The organism is Burkholderia sp. CpTa8-5 (assembly GCF_017815045.1).
GTDB classification, from domain to species: Bacteria; Pseudomonadota; Gammaproteobacteria; order Burkholderiales; family Burkholderiaceae; genus Burkholderia; species Burkholderia sola.
This window is the reverse complement of the sequence record NZ_JAGIQD010000007.1, coordinates 126,641-144,364: the sequence shown is the minus strand read 5'-3', so window position 1 is coordinate 144,364 and position 17,724 is coordinate 126,641. Positions and strand designations below refer to the sequence as shown.

The window sequence follows — 17,724 nt, the reverse complement described above, 5'->3', positions numbered from 1 at the left end:
CTTAACGACGCGTCACGTTGCGCGGATAATCGGGCGCAAGGCGCGCGGGACCGGCCCGCGCCGCACGATCCAGGAGAACCCAACGTGCCGCAACGACCGCCGCAGCATGCCGATCCGGCAGACGGCATCTACTTCGGGCTGATGTCTGGAACCAGCATGGACGGCGTCGACGGCGTCGCCGTGCGTTTCGAGGCCGGCCGCGCGCCGGTCGTGCTCGCGGAAGCGTTCGTCGGCTTCGCGCAATCGCTGCGCGACGCGCTGTTCGCGCTGCAGCAGCCCGGCGACAACGAGATCGACCGCGAATCGCTCGCGGCGAATGCGCTCGTCACGCGCTATGCGGTGTGCTGCCACGAATTGCAGCGCACGGCCGGGCTGTCGCGCGACGAGATCCGCGCGATCGGCGTGCACGGCCAGACGGTGCGCCATCGCCCCGAGCGCGGCTATACGCGCCAGCTCAACAATCCGGCGCTGCTCGCCGAGCTGACCCAGGTCGACGTGATCGCCGATTTCCGCAGCCGCGACGTGGCCGCCGGCGGCCACGGCGCGCCGCTCGCGCCGGCGTTCCATGCGACGGTGTTCGGCGCGCCGGGCGAAACGCGGGTCGTCTGCAATCTCGGCGGAATCAGCAACATCACGATCCTGCCCAACGCGGGCGGCGACGTGCGCGGCTTCGACTGCGGCCCGGCGAATGCGCTGATCGATGCGTGGGCGACCCGCCATCTGGGCAAGCCGTACGACGACGGCGGCAAGTTCGCCGCACGCGGCACCGTCCACGCGCCGCTGCTCGACACGTTGCTCGAGGAACCGTATTTCACCGCGCCGCCGCCGAAAAGCACCGGACGCGACCTGTTCAATCCCGCGTGGCTCGATACGAAGCTCGCCGCGTTCCAGCAGGTTGCGCCGGAGGACGTGCAAGCCACGCTCACCGCGCTCACCGCCGTGTCGGTGGCGCGCGACATCGCGCAGCACGCACCGGGCTGCAAGGCCGTGTTCGTATGCGGCGGCGGCGCACGCAACCCGGTGTTGCTCGATGGGCTCCGGCACGCGCTGCGGGAGGCCGGCGTGCCGGCCACCGTCGACACGACGGCCGCGCTCGGCGTGCCACCGCAGCAGGTCGAAGCGCTCGCGTTCGCGTGGCTCGCGTACCGCTTCACCGCGCGCCAGCCCGGCAATCTCGCGACGGTCACCGGCGCAGCCGGCAACCGCGTGCTCGGCGCGCTCTATCCGCGCTGATGCGACACTCGCCGCGCGGCGAGCGCGACAAGGCGGGCGCGTATAAAAAAACGGGGCATGAAGCCCCGTTTTTCATTCCGGCAGAACCGGCGCGGATCTGCCGTGCGCTCAGACCGAGAACGACGAACCGCACCCGCAGGTGGTGGTCGCGTTCGGGTTCTTGATCACGAACTGGGCGCCGTTGAGGTCGTCCTTGTAGTCGATCTCGGCGCCGACCAGGTACTGGTAGCTCATCGAGTCGATCAGGAGCTGGACGCCGTTCTTGTTCATCACGGTGTCGTCCTCGTTGACTTCCTCGTCGAACGTGAAGCCATACTGGAAGCCGGAGCAGCCGCCACCCTGCACGAACACGCGCAGCTTGAGGTCGGGATTGCCCTCTTCGTCGATCAGTTGCTTGACCTTGTCGGCCGCGGCGTCGGTGAAGACGAACGGCAGCGGCATATCGGTCGTCGTTGCTGCGGATTCGGTAACAGCGTTCATTCGAACTCTCCAAAAAGCTTTAGCCGCTATTGTAGGGCCGATCAGAAGATCGTGCTGAAGTCCATGAAATCAATAGGTTCTTGTCGATTTCATCAAACGCGCCCGCGCGGGGGCCGCCGCAGCGGGCCGGAAGCGGACATAAAAAAACCGCCAGCGTGAAAGCTGGCGGTTTTTCCGGCGGACGCCGCCCGAAGGCGGCGAGGCCATGAAGCGGAATTAACGCTTCGAGAACTGCTTTGCGCGGCGTGCCTTGCGCAGACCGACCTTCTTACGCTCGACTTCACGCGCATCGCGCGTGACGAAGCCTGCGCTCGACAGCGACGGCTTGAGCGTCGCATCGTAGTCGATCAGTGCACGGGTGATGCCGTGGCGCACTGCGCCTGCCTGACCCGTTTCGCCGCCGCCGTTGACGTTCACCTTGATGTCGAACGTCTGGCCGTGGTTCGTGAGTTCCAGCGGTTGACGCACGATCATCAGCGACGTTTCGCGCGAGAAGTAGTCAGCGATGGGCTTGCCGTTGACGATGATGTCGCCCTTGCCAGCCTTGATGAAGACACGTGCGACTGCGCTCTTGCGGCGGCCCGTACCGTAGTTCCAGTTACCGATCATGTGGGTCCCCTTAGATCTCGAGCGCCTTCGGCTGTTGAGCCGAGTGCGGATGCGTCGCTTCTGCGTAGACCTTCAGCTTCTTGATCATCGCGTAGCCGAGCGGGCCCTTCGGCAGCATGCCCTTGACCGCCTTCTCGAGCGCGCGGCCCGGGAAGCGCTCTTGCATCTTGCCGAACGTCGTTTCATAGATACCGCCCGGGTAGCCCGAGTGACGGTAGTACTTCTTGTCCAGCGTCTTGTTGCCCGTGACCTTCAACTTGCTCGCGTTGATGATGATGATGAAATCACCAGTGTCGACGTGCGGGGTGAACTCAGGCTTGTGCTTGCCGCGCAGACGGCGTGCCACTTCGCTGGCAACACGGCCGAGAACCTTATCCGTCGCGTCAATCACGTACCATTCGCGCGTCACCTCATGGGCTTTTGCGGAAAACGTCTTCATGATCGATCCAAAAAAAATGCTTTGCCCGATGTGTTCTTCCTGCTTGTCTGTGTGCGCTTCGAGGCGCGGTGCAGGCTCTCCCTGTTCTTTTTCCGTGGGCATGAATGCGGAAAAGCCCTGAATTATAAAGGAAATACGGCTGCGTGGTCAAAGAGAATCCACGCCCCGTGTTCGCGGCGGCCGAAATGGGCCAAAATCCGGTCGTGCCCCGACAAGCCAGGCGAACCGAGCGCCTGCGGCGGCACCCATCGACGTGCGGCACATGACCTTGCCGCGCCAGACCGGCCAAACCCGAAAAACAACAAACCAGCATGTTGAAACAACGACTTACGCCCTTCCTCGCGGCCGCGCTGCTGGCCGCCGCGGCGCCCGCCGTCGGCGCGTCCGGCTGCGAAGCCAAGCTCGACGCGCTCGATGCACGCATCGCCGAAGCCCGAACCGCCCATGCCGAAGACCGCATCGTGCGCCTGCGCGCGGTGCGCGAACGCGTCCGCCACTTCTGCGCACGCGGCCACGCGTCGGCCGCCCCTGCACCGGCGCCGGAGGCCGACTCGCGCGGCACGCCGCCGGACGCGACGTCGCAGCCGGCCGCGCGGCAGCCCGCGTGACGGTGCCGACGCGCGCAAGCCGCGCGCCGATGTTTGCATGGGACGAAAAAAAGCCCGAACGGCTGGTTCGGGCTTAATCCACCTCAGGAGGAGGGTGGAGGAGACATTCGGAGGTTGCCGCAGCGCGACAACCAATGAGAGTCATTATACGAATGCCCGACCGAGTCCACAAGAAAATTTGCATTGCGAAATCAACTCCCACGATATGGGATGCCAGTCGAAAAGCTTACGCAAATGAATTTCCATTCAAAATCAAGCATATAAGCGCGTCACGCACAACTTCAAACCGCCCGCATCTAGAGCAAAACCCCTAAATTCAGCAGGGAAATCGCCGCTCGCCGCGCCGCTCGCTCGGCGCCGGCATTGCTCGTCTTGCAGCGCATCAGCCGACCGTTGCGCCGCGGGCTACAATGCCGGATCGAATCCGAATCAGGCAACGCTGGAGCGCAAGCATGGAATGCAAAGTAAGCTGGATGGGCCAGGACGGCATGGCGTTTTCCGCCGAGACCGGCAGCGGGCATCTCGTCACGATGGACGGCGCGCCCGAAGGCGGCGGCCACAACCTCGCGCCGCGTCCGATGGAGATGGTGCTGCTCGGCACCGGCGGCTGCACGGCTTATGACGTCGTGCTGATCCTGAAGAAGAGCCGCCAGGAAGTGAGCGGCTGCTCGGTCACGCTGAAGGCCGAGCGCGCGAGCGAAGATCCGAAGGTGTTCACGAAGGTGCACTTCCACTTCACGGTCACCGGCCGCAACCTGAACCCGGCCACGGTCGAACGCGCGATCAACCTGTCGCACGACAAGTATTGCTCCGCGTCGATCATGATCGCGAAAACGGCCGAACTCACGCATTCGTTCGACATCGTCGCCGCCTGATCGCGCGGCGCGCGCATGAAAAAAGGGCCGGCGCTCCGCAGGGAGCGCCGGCCCTTTCGCATTCGAGCGGCAAAGCAGGCCGATAAGCCGGATTCTGTGCACGCCGCGCGCCGAAGCGCGCAACGCGTGGCAGCCATTCCTCTAGGCGCGCCATTGCTGACGCGCTCAAGCTTCCTACCCGCAGACGAGACGGGGGCCCCGTCCTGCATCCGAAAATGCGCGCCTGCCTACTTGGAATTGCTCCGGGTGGAGGTTACCGTGCCGGCGAACGTCGCCGTCGCCGCGGTGCGCTCTTACCGCACCGTTTCACCCTTACCTGATCCCGGCTTGCGCCGGGCCATCGGCGGTTTGCTTTCTGTTGCCCTGTTCCGCGTGTCGCCACGGATGGCCGTTAGCCATCACCCTGCCCTGTGGAGTCCGGACTTTCCTCGCCCCCGCGCGCCCGAAGGCGGCGAGGCCGCGACTGCCTGGCCTGCTTTGCGACGCGCATTCTAGCACTGCGCGCCGCGGTCGGCAGCGCGCGAGCCACCGCCACGCCGAAACACGGCCGGATCGACGCGACCGGGTTCGCGCGGCGGCGCGCCGCTCACGCGAGTTTCCAGCCGATCGCCTCGCCACCGCGCAGCGGCACGACCGGCGTATCGCCCGCGAAGATCTCGCGCGGCAACTCCCACGCCTCGCGGCGCAGCGTGACCGTCTCGGCGCTGCGCGGCAGCCCGTAGAAATCGGCGCCGAAGAAGCTCGCGAACCCTTCCAGCTTGTCGAGCGCGCCGGCGGTGTCGAATGCTTCCGCGTACAGTTCGAGCGCGTGCAGCGCCGTGTAGCAGCCCGCGCAGCCGCACGCGGTTTCCTTCGCGCCGCGCGCATGCGGCGCGCTGTCGGTGCCGAGGAAGAAGCGCGGGTTGCCCGACGTCGCGGCCTCGACCAGCGCCACGCGATGCGTCTCGCGCTTGAGCACCGGCAGGCAGTAGTAATGCGGGCGAATCCCGCCGACGAACAGCGCGTTGCGGTTGTACAGCAGGTGATGCGCGGTGATCGTCGCGCCGAGCAGACCGGGCGCCGCGTCCGCATCGCGCACGTAGTCGGCCGCGTCCTTCGTCGTGATGTGCTCGAACACGACCTTCAGCCCCGGGAAATCGCGGCGCAGCGGCGTCATCACGCGGTCGATGAACACCTTTTCGCGGTCGAACAGGTCGATCGACGCATCGGTCACCTCGCCGTGCACGAGCAGCGGCATGCCGGTTTCCTGCATCGCCTCGAGCGTCTTCGCGCATTTCGCGAGATCGGTGACGCCATGGTCGGAATTCGTCGTCGCGCCTGCCGGATACAGCTTCACGCCGTGCACGAAGCCGCTTTCGCGGGCGCGGCGGATTTCGTCGGGCGGCGTGTTGTCGGTCAGGTACAGCGTCATCAGCGGTTCGAACGTCATCCCGGCCGGCAGTGCGCCGAGGATGCGCGCGCGATAGGCCTGCGCCTGCGCGGTGGTCGTGACCGGCGGCTTCAGGTTCGGCATGACGATGGCGCGGCCGAACTGGCGGGCGGTGTGCGGCAGCACGGCGGCGAGCATGTCGCCGTCGCGAAGGTGCAGGTGCCAGTCGTCGGGACGGGCGAGCGAAAGCGTCGCCGGGGAGGAAGCGTTCGAGGCAGTCATAGGAGGCGTCGTGAGGAACGGGCTTGCGATCGGCGGGGCCGGAACGCGCGTGCACGGGCCGATTGACGGCAAACCGCAACACGGGGCCTTTGGCCAGCGGAATCCGCTTTTTACCGCTCAGGGCTCGGTGATATGCTAGAAGCCGCATTGTACCGGGGTTCGCCCGGTTCGTTACCCCCGCTTCAGCCTGCCGCCCCACGTAAAATGTGCCAACTCCTTGGAATGAACTGCGCCGCGCCGACGGACGTCACATTCTCCTTCACAGGTTTCGCGGCCCGGGGTGGACTCACCGATCACCATGCCGACGGCTGGGGCATCGCGTTCTTCGAAGACAAGGCCTGCCGCCTCTTCATCGATCACCAGGCCTCGGCCACGTCGCCGATCGCCGAAATGGTGAAGCGCTACCCGATCAAGTCCAAGAACACGATCGCGCACATCCGCAAGGCGACGCAAGGGCACATCCTGCTCGAGAACAGCCATCCGTTCATGCGCGAGCTGTGGGGCCGGCACTGGATCTTCGCGCATAACGGCGACCTGCAGGACTACGCACCGGACATGGACGGCAGCGTCTACCATCCGGTCGGCACGACCGACAGCGAACAGGCGTTCTGCGTGCTGATGCAGGGGCTGCGCGAAGCCTTTCCCGGCGCGCAGCCGCCGCTGCCCGAGCTGTTCGAGCGGGTCGGCGAACTGACGCGCGGCATCACCGATCACGGCGTGTTCAATTTCCTGATGTCGAACGGCCAGGCGCTCTTCGCGCACTGCTCGACGCGGCTGCACTATCTCGTGCGGCGCTGGCCGTTCTCGACCGCGCATCTCGTCGACGAAGACCTGTCGATCGACTTCGCGAAATACACGACGCCCGAGGATCGCGTCGCGGTGATCGCGACGCAGCCGCTCACCGACAACGAAGTCTGGACCGCATTCGAGCCGGGCGAGTTGATCATGTTCCAGTGCGGCGACGTCGCCGCGCGGATGCAGATTCCGGTGCCCGCGCGCGTGCTCGAGAAGCTGCGCAACCCGTCGCTCGACGCGTCGGCCTCCGCACCGCGCACGGTGGTGCGCGAAGCGCTCGCCACCGCGGCCGACGGCGATGCCGACGACGCGATCGATTTCTGAAGCGCGGCATCGGCCGCGTCCGCTTTCTGCTCGCTTCCTGCTTGCCGTGCGTGCGTCGTACGATGCGTCCGACGACGCCCGTCATCGACGCAAATCGCCCGGCTCCGGCCAATACGGTTTCATTTCGGCCACCACCCGGCGCAACGAATCGACGTCACGCAACATTCGCTTGATTTTATTAATTTACAAGTGAAAATAAGTAAAAGATGAAACGGACAAAATAACCGCCAATTAAAACAAAAATCCCGGGCCCGCATTTTATCGCGCGTCATCCGCCGAAACCGTGCGCTATCCCACCGACTCCAGCAGTCCTGCCAGCCTTTAACAAAACCCCTCAAGCCCGCCACCACCACGGCTTTCGGTTCGATCAACCACACAAATCAAAAATACCACGCATTACGGTTCGAATCATTACAGTTTCCCCTTTCTCGATAATCGGCGACTGCCCGAATCAGTAGACTCGCCCCATCCTCGGTGTAACGAAACACGATTGGCGCGACACGCAGCCACAGCCGCCGCACGCCCCTTCGGATCATTTCCCCACCGCGGAATGCGAATTCGCCGAATCGCGGCGAATGCCACGTCAAAAGAAGAAAGAGGGGTATGTCGTGAATCACTCATTTCGATCGATATGGAGCGACGCCGCCGGCTGCTGGGTCGCGGTGGCGGAAACGGCTCGGGCGCGCGGCAAGCGTTCGGGCAGCGAATCGGGTTCGAGCCGCCGCACCGCGCACAAGGTGGCGCACCACCCGGCACGCCGCTCGCCGCGGCGCGTCGCGGCGCTCGGGGCCGCGCTGGCCGCGCTGTCGGCCGGCGTGGCGCACGCGTCGACGTGCGGCGACGGCGCGACCGTCGCGAGCGGCGGCACCTGCGCACTCGGCAGTTTCAGCCCGACCGTCAACGACAACCTGGCCGGCGCCACGACCGTGTCGGGCGGCGAAACGATCGGCGTGGCAGGCGCATGGACGGGCGTCCCCGGCGACCCGGGCTATACGCTGACGCCGCTCGGCAGCGCGACCCTCGTGTCGGGCAACCCGAACCAGCCGCTGGTCTCGCTCGGCGGCAAGACGCAAAGCGTCAGCACGCCCGACTCGATCACGGCCACCCACACGTCGGTCGCCACCTACAACTCCGCCGAATTCACCGCATCCACGGCCGGCTCGACCACCGTGCCCGTTTACCACGACGTGAACGGCGGCCAGTACGTGAATACGCGGATCGGCACCGTCGACAGCACCGGCGGCACGCTGAACGTGTCGATCGGCAATGCCGCGGATGCGCCAGACGCGACCGGCAATGGAATCTCGATCGCACCGAAGCAGACCGACCTGACCTTTGCGGACGGCACCGGTGCGGCAAAGAGCGTCGTCAACTGGAATTCCCGCAACCAGATCTGGCTCGGCACCGGCGACTATCTCGCCAGCGGCGGCCCGGTCGGCCAGCTCCAGCTCGACGTGCCGGCCTACGCGGGCACCTTCACCGCGTTCGACGGCAGTCGCTGGACCGTCACCGACGCCGCATCGCTCGCTGCGTACAACGACTTTCTGGTGCGCTCGGTCCAGAGCGGCGCGCTCGGCTCGCAGGCCGCCTACGACACCGCGTTCGGCCAGGCCGTCACGTTCTCGCAGCAAACCTTCCAGTACGCGAACAACGTGTCCGCCGGCGACAAGAACACGCTGCCGATCGATCACCTGTCGGTGATGCACGGCACGGGCGCGAACGCGACGCTGCACATCGGCAAGGACGGCCAGATCGACTTCCGCGGCACCAACACGATCGAATCGAGCTCGGCCGTGCTCGCGGAAAACGGCGCGCACTTCGTCAACGACGGGCGCTTGTCGGGCGACTTCACGCTGGTGCGCCTCCTGAGCGGCGCGAGCGGCGTCAACAACGGCACGATCTCGTCCGGCTACGCGTCCGGCAACAACGTCGACACGAGCGGCAGCACGCCACCCGACAATTTCGGCTTCCACGCGTACACCGAGGGCAACGGCGTGTACGCGAGCGGCGCGGGCACCACGTTCGCGAACAACGGCGTGATGAACGTCGGCGCATGGACGCTCGACGGCAACCGGCCCGACCTGCAGAACTACGCGGTGGCCGCGACGGACGGCGCGCGCGCGACGAACGCCGGCACGATCAACGTCGGCGTCAACGCGACGACGCTCGACAGCCAGGTGATCGGCGGCCTCGTCGCCGGCGGCAGCTTCACGAACGAAGCAGGCGGCACGATCTATCTGGGCCGCGCCGCGCAGTACGCGCCCGGCCAGGCGGCAAACGACGTCGCGCTGTCCGCGCACGCGTACGGCATCCTGCTCGGCGCGTCGGGCAGCGCGAGCAACCTCGGCACGATCGTGATCGGCTCGCAGACGCAGAACGGCGCCGCGCTGGCGAGCATCGGCTCGAGCGCCGGCACGCTAACGAACGCGGGCGCGATCGTCGTCAACGGCGCCGCGCCCGGCACGCCGCTCGCGAACGTCGGCATGCTCGCGGCCGACACCGCCGCGACCGTGACCAATACGGGCACGATCACGCTGAATGGCGTGAACGGCATCGGCATCATGGTCGTCGGCACCGGCACGCACGCGACGACTGCGACGTCGACCGGCACGATCGACGTGGCCGGCGGCCTCGACCCCGCGTCGGACACGCGCAACTACGGCGTCTGGGCCGAAGGGCCGCTCGCGAAGGCCACGCTCGACGGTGCGCTGAACCTGACCGGCACCGGCGCGATCGGCGTGCACGCACGCTCGGGCGCGACGATCGACGTCGGCGCGAACGCGGTGCCGGCCTTCATGTCCGGCACGAACCAGATCGGCTTCTACGCATACGGCGCGGGTTCGAAAATCAACGTCGCCGCGCAGCACCTGAGCGTCGACACCGACGACTCGACGCTGTTCCGCGTCGCGGGCGGCGCGGCCTACACGGGCGCGTCGGCGGCCGGCACGCTGACGACCGACGTCAACGGCCAGCGCTCGCGCGGCGTACTCGCGACCGACGCCGGCACCACGCTGTCGACCGGCAACGCGGTCTACCACGTCAACGGCGCGAACGGCGTCGCGATCGCCGTGGAAGGCGGCGCGAAGGGCACGATCGACGCGGGTGCGACGATCGACCTGAACGCGGCCGGCGCGACCGCGGGCATCGTCGACGGCCAGGCGCACGACCTCGCCGGCGCGAACGCCGGCGCGCCGGTCGCGACGACGCTGACCAACGACGCCGCCGTCACGTCGTCGACCGCCGGCGTGACCGGTTTCATCGCGCAGAACCTCGGCACGCTCGAGAACCGCAGCACGGTGCTGCTGACCGGCGCGGGCTCGACAGGCGTCGTGGCCGGCACGCTGGGCACGGTGAACAACGCGTCGACGATCCGCGTCGCCAACGGCACCGGCGCGCTCGTGCAGGGTGCGTCGGCCACGCTCGCGAACGCGGGTTCCATCGAAGCCGACGACGGCGTCGCGGGCATACGCCTGACGGGCGCCGGCGCATCGGTCGCGCTGTCGGGCGCCGGCACCGTCATCGCGAACGGCAGCGCCGACGGCGTGCTGATCGACGCGACGGTCACCGGCGGCGGCATCGCGGCCAGCGCGACGTCGATCGCGGTCGGCGGCTCGGGCAGCGGGATCCGCAACCTCGGTGCGAATGCAACGATCGCGCTGTCCGGCACGCAGATCGCGACGACCGGCAACGGCGCCGCCGGCGTCACGTCGACCGGCGCCGGCGCGCACATCGCGGCCGATGCGGCCGCGGTCGTCCGCACGAGCGGCGCCGACGCTCGCGGCCTGTTCGTGTCGGGGGCCGATTCCACGCTCGCGGCCAACGGAACGACCGTCGCGACGACCGGCACGAACGCCCATGCAATCGTCATGGACGGCGGCGCGACGGCCCTGCTGTCGGGCGCGAAGATTTCCGCATCGGGTGCTGCGGCCGACGGCGTCGTCGCGCAAAACGGCGGCCGCATCGCCGATACGGGGTCGGCGCTCGCCAGCGCCGCCGGCAACGGCGCAACCGCGAACAGCGGCGGCGTGCTCGCATTGACGGGCACGGCGCTCACGGGCGCGACGGCCGGCGTACTGACGTCGGACACGCTCGCGAACGGCGCGACCAGCTCGGTGCTCGTCGACGGCGGCAGCGTGACGTCCGCCACCGGGCCGGCCTTCGCCGCGCGCGGCGGCGTGGCCGACATCGCGGTGCGCAACGGTACGGTCGTGACGGCCGGCAACGGCACGCTGCTGAACCTCGCGAACGGCAGCAACGTGACGTTCAATGCATCGGCGGTGAACCTCGCGGGCGACATCGTTTCCGACGCGTCGAGCACCGGCAACGTGTTCCTCGCGAACGGCACGACGCTGACCGGGAAGATCGACCCGGTCGCGCTGACCGTCGACGGCACGAGCACGTGGCGCATGACGGGCAGCTCGGTGCTGAGCAGCCTGAACAACGCGGGCCTCGTCGCATTCGCCGCGCCGACCGGCTCGCCGACGCTGACCGGCAGCTACAAGACACTGACAACGGGCGGCTACGTCGGCAACGGCGGCATGATCGCGCTGAATACGTATCTCGGCGCCGACGCGTCGCCGACCGACCGGCTGATCGTGAACGGCGGCGCGGCGAGCGGCACGACCGGCCTGAAGATCGCCAACACGGCCGGCACCGGCGCGCAGACGACCGGCGACGGGATTCCGGTGGTCGTCACGGCCAACGGCGGTACGACCGCCGCGTCGGCGTTCCATCTCGCGGGCCCGGTGCAAGCGGGTGCGTACGAGTACCGGCTCTATCGCGGCGGGCAAGGCGATGCGAACGGCTGGTACCTGCGTTCGCAGCTCGACCCGACCGACCCCGGCGACCCGATCCACCCGTCCGGCGGCGGCGGCGGCGGCATCAACGGCAACGGCGGTACGCTCGCGTATCGTCCGGGCGTTTCCGGCTACGCGATGACGCCGCTGCTGAACGCCGACTACGGCTTCTCGACGCTCGGCAAGCTGCACGAACGCGTCGGCGACATCTACAACGTCGAGCAGCAGCAGCCCGGCAATCGCGACGGCGTGTGGGGGCGCATCGGCGGCCAGAGCCTCGATGCGAACGCGGGCCGTTTCTCGGCCGACGAACGCACGTTCTTCGCGCAGTTCGGCAAGGACTGGACTGTCGACCAGGCGCCGAACGGCGCCGGCAGCACGCATGCGGGCGTGACGGCCAGCATCGGCGTGTCGAACGCGAGCTTCAGCGACATGGCGCGCGCGGGCTCGCCCAACCTGTCGACGTCGACCGGCTCGGTCGAGATGCACGCGCAGAGCGTCGGCGGCTACTGGACGCGCTACCTGCCGGACGGCACCTACTTCGACAGCGTCGGGCAGGTCACGCACTACGGCAACCGCTATCGCGACAGCTACGGCAACGAAGCGTCGCAGAACGGCTTCGGCGTCGCGCTGTCGCAGGAAGTCGGCAAGCCGTTCGCGATCGGCGCGTTGCCGGTCGCGGTCGAGCCGCAGGCGCAACTGATGTACCAGTACCTGAAGCTGAACGGGTTCAACGACAACGTGTCGGCCGTGTCGGGTACGACGACGAATGCGCTGCGCGGTCGCGTCGGCGTGCGCATCTTCCGGCCGAACCTCCAGTCGAGCGCGGGCGGCAGCGCCGCGACGCCGTACTTCACGGCCGACGTGCTGCACGACTTCCTGTCGCCGGGGCAGACCGTCGTCGGCGGCACGCCGTTCGCGACGCATCTCGGACGCACCTGGTACGAGCTCGGCGTCGGCGTGACCGCCGGCTTCGGCAAGTCGGGCGAGCTGTACGCGAACGCGAAGATCGCGCGCAACATCGGCGGCGATTACCGGCGCGGGATCGTCGGGCAGGTCGGCTACCGGTACAGCTGGTAACGTCCGGCGGCGGACGAAAAAAAACCGCCCGGCGGCCTGCCGGGCGGTTTCCGCATGGGTGCGCGCGAAAACGCGCGAACGCTCAGTGCAGGATCTTCGCGAGGAAGTCCTTCGCGCGTTCCGATTTCGGATTCGAGAAGAAATCGTCCTTGCGGTCGTCCTCGACGATCGCGCCCTTGTCCATGAAGATCACGCGGTGCGCGACCTTCTTCGCGAAGCCCATCTCGTGCGTGACGACCATCATCGTCATCCCTTCCTGCGCGAGTTCGACCATCACGTCGAGCACTTCGTTGATCATCTCCGGATCGAGTGCGGACGTCGGCTCGTCGAACAGCATCGCGATCGGGTCCATCGACAGCGCGCGCGCGATCGCGACCCGCTGTTGCTGGCCGCCCGACAGCTGGCCGGGAAACTTGTGCGCATGCGCCTTCAGGCCGACGCGATCGAGCAGCTTCATGCCCTTCTCGTTCGCTTCGTCCTTGCCGCGGCCGAGCACCTTGATCTGCGCGAGCGTCAGGTTCTCGGTGATCGACAGGTGCGGGAACAGTTCGAAATGCTGGAACACCATCCCGACCTTCGAGCGCAGCTTCGACAGGTTCGTCTTCTTGTCGCCGACCGACTGGCCGTTCACGAGGATCTCGCCCTGCTGGAACGGCTCGAGGCCGTTCACGGTCTTGATCAGCGTCGACTTGCCGGAGCCCGACGGGCCGCACACGACGACCACTTCGCCTTTCTTGACCTCGGTCGTGCATTCGGAGAGGACCTGAAACTGGCCGTACCACTTCGAAACGTTCTTGATGGAAATCATCTTGTGACCTTTTTCTGGAGACCCTTGACGAGAGCAGACGCCAACGAGCAAATCACGAAATAGCATGCGCCGGCGAACAGGACCATCTCGACGGTCGTGCCGTCGCGATCGCCGATGTTGGCGGCCGTGCGGAAGAAGTCCGCGAGACTGATCACGTACACGAGCGACGTATCCTGGAACAGGACGATCGCCTGCGTGAGCAGCAGCGGCACCATCGCGCGGAACGCCTGCGGCAGGATCACGAGGCGCATCGCCTGCGCGTAGTTCATGCCGAGCGCGAACGCGGCGTTCACCTGCCCGCGCGGCACCGCCTGGATGCCGGCGCGGATGATCTCGGAATAATACGCGGCTTCGAACAACGAGAACGCGACCATCGCCGACGCAAGGCGGATGTCAATCGTCGGCGACAGCCCGAGCACGCCCTGCAGCAACTGCGGCACGATCAGGAAGAACCACAGCAGCACCATCACGAGCGGGATCGAGCGGAACACCGTCACGTACGCTTTCGCGAACCACGCGAGCGGCTTCACGCCGGACAGCCGCAGCAGCGCCAGCAGCGTGCCCCAGACGATGCCGACCACGATCGCGATCAGCGTGATCTTGAACGTGACGATCGCACCGGACCACAGCGTCGGCAGCGCGCCGGGAATACTACTCCAGTCGAACTGATGCATCACTTGCCTCCGATGTAGCCGGGCAGCCGCGTACGGCCTTCGATCCAGCGCATGAACGCCATCACGACGAGGTTGATGACCACGTACGCGAGCGTCACGGCGATGAACGACTCGTAGGTCTGCGCGGTGTAGTCGACGAGCTGGCGCGCCTGCGCGGACAGGTCGAGCAGGCCGATCGTCGACGCGACGGCGGAGTTCTTGAAGATGTTCAGGAATTCCGACGTGAGCGGCGGCACGATGATCCGGTATGCCACGGGCAGCAGCACGTAGCGGTACGTCTGCCATTGCGTGAAGCCCATCGCGAGGCCGGCCGCGCGCTGGCCCTTCGGCAGCGCGTTGATCCCCGAGCGCACCTGTTCGCACACGCGCGCGCCGGTGAACAGGCCGAGACAGACGATCGACGCGGTAAAGAACTGCGTGCCGGGCGGCAACTGCTTGATCCAGGTGCCGATCGATGCGGGCAGCAACTCGGGTATCACGAGATACCAGACGAAGAACTGCACGATCAGCGGGATGTTCCGGAAAATCGACACGTACACGGTGCCGATCGCGGCGAGCCACTTGTTCGGCACGGTGCGCAGCACACCGAACAGCGACCCGACGATCAGCGCGATGACCCAGGCGACGAGCGACACTTCGATCGTCACCCAGAAGCCGGACATCAGCCATCCGAAATAAGTCGTCGGCTCGCCGGTCGACACGGGGCTCAGAAAGATGCCCCAGTTCCAGTGGTAAGACATGGGCAAGACTCCAGCAAAAAGAAACGGAAGAAGCGTGGCCTCTTCCGTCTCATTAGCGTCATTTCTGCATCAACGGCCGTGCGGTCAGTCGAGCGCCTTGTCGTTCGGGTTCGCGTACAGCTTCTTCATCGACTCGGACAGCGGGAAGTTCAGGTTCAGCCCCTTCGGCGGGATCGGGTTCTCGAACCACTTCGCGTAGATCTTCGCGGCTTCGCCCGACTTCTCGACTTGCGAGATCGCGTCGTCGACGACCTTCTTGAAGTCGGCGTCGCCCTTGCGCATCATGCAGCCGTAAGCCTCTTCCGATTGCGGCGTGCCGACGATCACCCACTCGCCCGGCTGCTTCGCCTTCGCGCGTTCGCCCGCGAGCAGCGCGTCATCCATCATGAATGCGACCGCGCGGCCCGATTCCAGCGTGTTGAACGAATCGCCGTGATCCTTCGCGCTGATGATGTTCATGCCGAGCTGCTTGTCGTTGTTCATCTTGCGCAGCAGGCGCTCCGACGTCGTGCCGGCGGTCGTCACGACCGTCTTGCCCTTCAGGTCGGCGAAATCCTTGACGCCCGAATCCTTCTTCGTCATCAGGCGCGTGCCGATCACGAAGATCGTGTCGGAGAACGCGGCTTGCTGCTGACGCTCGAGGTTGTTGGTCGTCGAGCCGCACTCGATGTCGACCGTGCCGTTCTGCACGAGCGGGATGCGGTTCTGCGACGTGACGGGGATGTTCTTCACCTGCAGGTTCGGCAGGCTCAGCTTCTTCTTCACCGCGTCCACGATCTTCAGCTGGAACTCGCGCGAATAGCCGACCACCTGCTGGTTCTGGTCGTAGTAGGAGAACGGAATCGACGATTCGCGGTGGCCCAGCGCGATCACGCCCGTGTCCTTGATCTTCTTCAGCGTGCCAGTCTCCTGAGCATGCGCGCCGCTTGCGAACGCGCACAGCGCCGCGGCCATCAGGACTGCCTTGTGGTATTTCATTTTGGTCATCTCCTTGGCTAAAACCCGCGCCAGTGTATCAAAGTAATATTTTTGAAAGTACTGGTTGTTTACCGCACTACGAATCGCCCTGTGCGAAGCCGTCCTCCCGGCTCCGGGCGCGCCAGATGCGCGCGCGGGCGGTGCCGGATTCGGCACCGCCCGCGAGGGTTCACATCCGCAATCGGGTGGATTGCGTCATGAATCTTTCATGGTCGATGATCAGGGACGCCCGGTTAGGGACGCCCGGTCAGGGACGCCCGGTCAGGGGTAGAGGCCGCGCATTTCGCGCGCCATGAGGATGCGCTTGCACGCGACGATGAACGCCGCCGTACGCACCGTCACCTTGTGCTCTTCCGCGACCGCCCACACGCCGGCGAACGCTTCGCGCATCACGCGCTCGAGACGATGGTTGATCTCGTCTTCCGTCCAGAAGAAGCTCGAGAAATCCTGCACCCACTCGAAGTACGATACGGTCACGCCACCGGCGTTCGCGATCACGTCGGGGATCACGAGCACGCCGTTCGCGCTCAGGATGTCGTCCGCCGCGGTCGTCGTCGGGCCGTTCGCGCCTTCGACGATGATCTTCGTGCGGATCTTCGCCGCGTTCTTCTCGGTGATCTGGTTTTCCAGCGCCGCCGGGATCAGGATGTCGGTCTCGACCGTCCAGAACTCGTCGTTCGGCATCGGCTCGGCGCCTTCGAAGCCCGCGACGCCGCCCGTGCGTGCGACGTGGTCGAGCAGCTTGTTCGAATCGAGGCCGGCCGGCTGGTAGATCGTGCCCGTGTGATCCTGCACCGCGATCACCTTCGAGCCCGCTTCCTGGAACAGCTTCGCCGCGATGCCGCCGACGTTGCCGAAGCCCTGCACCGCGATGCGCGCGCCTTCGATCTCGAGGCCCTTCTTCTTCGCCGCTTCGCAGCCGACGACGAACACGCCGCGGCCCGTCGCTTCCTTGCGGCCGAGCGAACCGCCGAGCGCGATCGGCTTGCCGGTCACGACGCCGGTCGACGTCTGGCCCTGGTTCATCGAGTACGTGTCCATCATCCACGCCATCACCTGTTCGTTGGTGTTGACGTCCGGCGCCGGAATGTCGGTGTTCGGCCCGATGATGATGCCGATTTCGCTGGTGTAGCGGCGCGTCACGCGCTCGAGCTCGCCACGCGACAGCTTGCGCGGGTCGACGCGGATGCCGCCCTTCGCACCGCCGTACGGCACGTTCACGGCCGCGTTCTTCACCGACATCCATGCGGACAGCGCCATCACTTCCGACAGCGTCACGTCCTGGTGGTAGCGCACGCCGCCCTTGCCCGGGCCGCGCGACACGTTGTGCTGCACGCGATAGCCTTCGAAGTGCGCGACGGTGCCGTTGTCGAGCTCGATCGGGCAGTCGACGATCAGGATGCGCTTCGGACGCTTCAGCGTTTCGAGCCAGCGCGACAGCGAACCGAGGTACGGCGCGACGCGATCGACCTGCTGAAGGTAGTTGCCCCACGGGCCGAGATCGTCGGCGTGCAGGTAGGACGGGATGGACTGCTGTTGCGAAGACATGGAAGCTCCAACGTTCAACGGATTGCGCACATTGTCGAAAAAGCCGTTTTTTTTATCCAATGCCGTTTGTTTATTCGATTATGCGT

General features: G+C 66.3%; 14 protein-coding genes and 1 other RNA gene. 5 read left to right on the top strand and 10 right to left on the bottom strand.

Annotated elements, in window-relative coordinates:
* Window positions 1–84: 84 nt before the first annotated feature.
* On the top strand, window positions 85–1,233 hold the full coding sequence (locus tag J8I35_RS13540) for an anhydro-N-acetylmuramic acid kinase (protein ID WP_209925761.1): 1,149 nt from the start codon (window positions 85–87) through the stop codon (window positions 1,231–1,233).
* A 108-nt stretch (window positions 1,234–1,341) separates the two neighbouring features.
* On the opposite strand, the gene erpA is transcribed toward J8I35_RS13540, so the two are convergent.
* The 3 genes from erpA to rplM all read right to left on the bottom strand — a co-directional run bounded on the left by erpA (window position 1,342) and on the right by rplM (window position 2,761).
* Window positions 1,342–1,713, bottom strand: a complete 372-nt coding sequence (gene erpA, locus J8I35_RS13535; RefSeq protein ID WP_006759918.1) for an iron-sulfur cluster insertion protein ErpA — start codon at window positions 1,711–1,713, stop codon at window positions 1,342–1,344.
* 216 nt (window positions 1,714–1,929) lie between these two features.
* A complete protein-coding gene (rpsI, locus tag J8I35_RS13530; protein ID WP_006476904.1) occupies window positions 1,930–2,322 on the bottom strand; it encodes a 30S ribosomal protein S9 in 393 nt (130 codons plus the stop codon).
* Between the two features lie 10 nt (window positions 2,323–2,332).
* A complete protein-coding gene (rplM, locus tag J8I35_RS13525; protein ID WP_009687896.1) occupies window positions 2,333–2,761 on the bottom strand; it encodes a 50S ribosomal protein L13 in 429 nt (142 codons plus the stop codon).
* A gap of 311 nt (window positions 2,762–3,072) precedes the next feature.
* On the opposite strand from rplM, the gene J8I35_RS13520 reads away from it, so the two are divergent.
* Both J8I35_RS13520 and J8I35_RS13515 read left to right on the top strand, forming a co-directional pair.
* Complete coding sequence (locus J8I35_RS13520; protein WP_209925760.1) at window positions 3,073–3,369, top strand: DUF1090 family protein; 297 nt, start codon at window positions 3,073–3,075, stop codon at window positions 3,367–3,369.
* A 410-nt stretch (window positions 3,370–3,779) separates the two neighbouring features.
* Window positions 3,780–4,244, top strand: a complete 465-nt coding sequence (locus J8I35_RS13515; RefSeq protein WP_074801272.1) for an OsmC family protein — start codon at window positions 3,780–3,782, stop codon at window positions 4,242–4,244.
* A 67-nt stretch (window positions 4,245–4,311) separates the two neighbouring features.
* Here the strand turns inward: J8I35_RS13515 and rnpB are convergent.
* Both rnpB and pyrC read right to left on the bottom strand, forming a co-directional pair.
* Window positions 4,312–4,723, bottom strand: an RNA gene (rnpB, locus tag J8I35_RS13510) — RNase P RNA component class A.
* Between the two features lie 107 nt (window positions 4,724–4,830).
* Entirely contained in the window at window positions 4,831–5,895 is a 1,065-nt protein-coding gene (pyrC, locus tag J8I35_RS13505) for a dihydroorotase (RefSeq protein WP_050013810.1), read from the bottom strand.
* Window positions 5,896–6,099: 204 nt separating this feature from the next.
* On the opposite strand from pyrC, the gene J8I35_RS13500 reads away from it, so the two are divergent.
* Both J8I35_RS13500 and J8I35_RS13495 read left to right on the top strand, forming a co-directional pair.
* Entirely contained in the window at window positions 6,100–7,014 is a 915-nt protein-coding gene (locus tag J8I35_RS13500; RefSeq protein ID WP_176015573.1) for a class II glutamine amidotransferase, read from the top strand.
* 608 nt (window positions 7,015–7,622) lie between these two features.
* Entirely contained in the window at window positions 7,623–12,890 is a 5,268-nt protein-coding gene (locus tag J8I35_RS13495) for an autotransporter outer membrane beta-barrel domain-containing protein (RefSeq protein ID WP_209925758.1), read from the top strand.
* Between the two features lie 82 nt (window positions 12,891–12,972).
* Here the strand turns inward: J8I35_RS13495 and J8I35_RS13490 are convergent, their stop codons facing one another.
* The 5 genes from J8I35_RS13490 to J8I35_RS13470 form a co-directional block, all read right to left on the bottom strand.
* Complete coding sequence (locus tag J8I35_RS13490; RefSeq protein ID WP_124594277.1) at window positions 12,973–13,698, bottom strand: amino acid ABC transporter ATP-binding protein; 726 nt, start codon at window positions 13,696–13,698, stop codon at window positions 12,973–12,975.
* Window positions 13,695–14,372: a glutamate/aspartate ABC transporter permease GltK gene (gene gltK / locus J8I35_RS13485; protein WP_050013813.1), complete on the bottom strand. Its 678-nt coding sequence runs from the start codon at window positions 14,370–14,372 to the stop codon at window positions 13,695–13,697. Before gltK ends, J8I35_RS13490 begins: the two co-directional genes overlap by 4 nt.
* Window positions 14,372–15,112 carry an amino acid ABC transporter permease gene (locus tag J8I35_RS13480; RefSeq protein ID WP_069616754.1) on the bottom strand — a complete coding sequence of 247 codons (741 nt, stop codon included), beginning with the start codon at window positions 15,110–15,112 and terminating at the stop codon, window positions 14,372–14,374. The genes gltK and J8I35_RS13480 overlap by 1 nt, the downstream gene beginning before the upstream one ends.
* 84 nt (window positions 15,113–15,196) lie before the next feature.
* Window positions 15,197–16,090 (bottom strand): glutamate/aspartate ABC transporter substrate-binding protein, encoded by an 894-nt coding sequence (locus J8I35_RS13475; RefSeq protein ID WP_050013815.1) that lies wholly within the window; start codon window positions 16,088–16,090, stop codon window positions 15,197–15,199.
* 261 nt (window positions 16,091–16,351) lie between these two features.
* On the bottom strand, window positions 16,352–17,638 hold the full coding sequence (locus tag J8I35_RS13470) for a Glu/Leu/Phe/Val dehydrogenase (RefSeq protein WP_050013816.1): 1,287 nt from the start codon (window positions 17,636–17,638) through the stop codon (window positions 16,352–16,354).
* Window positions 17,639–17,724 lie beyond the last annotated feature (86 nt).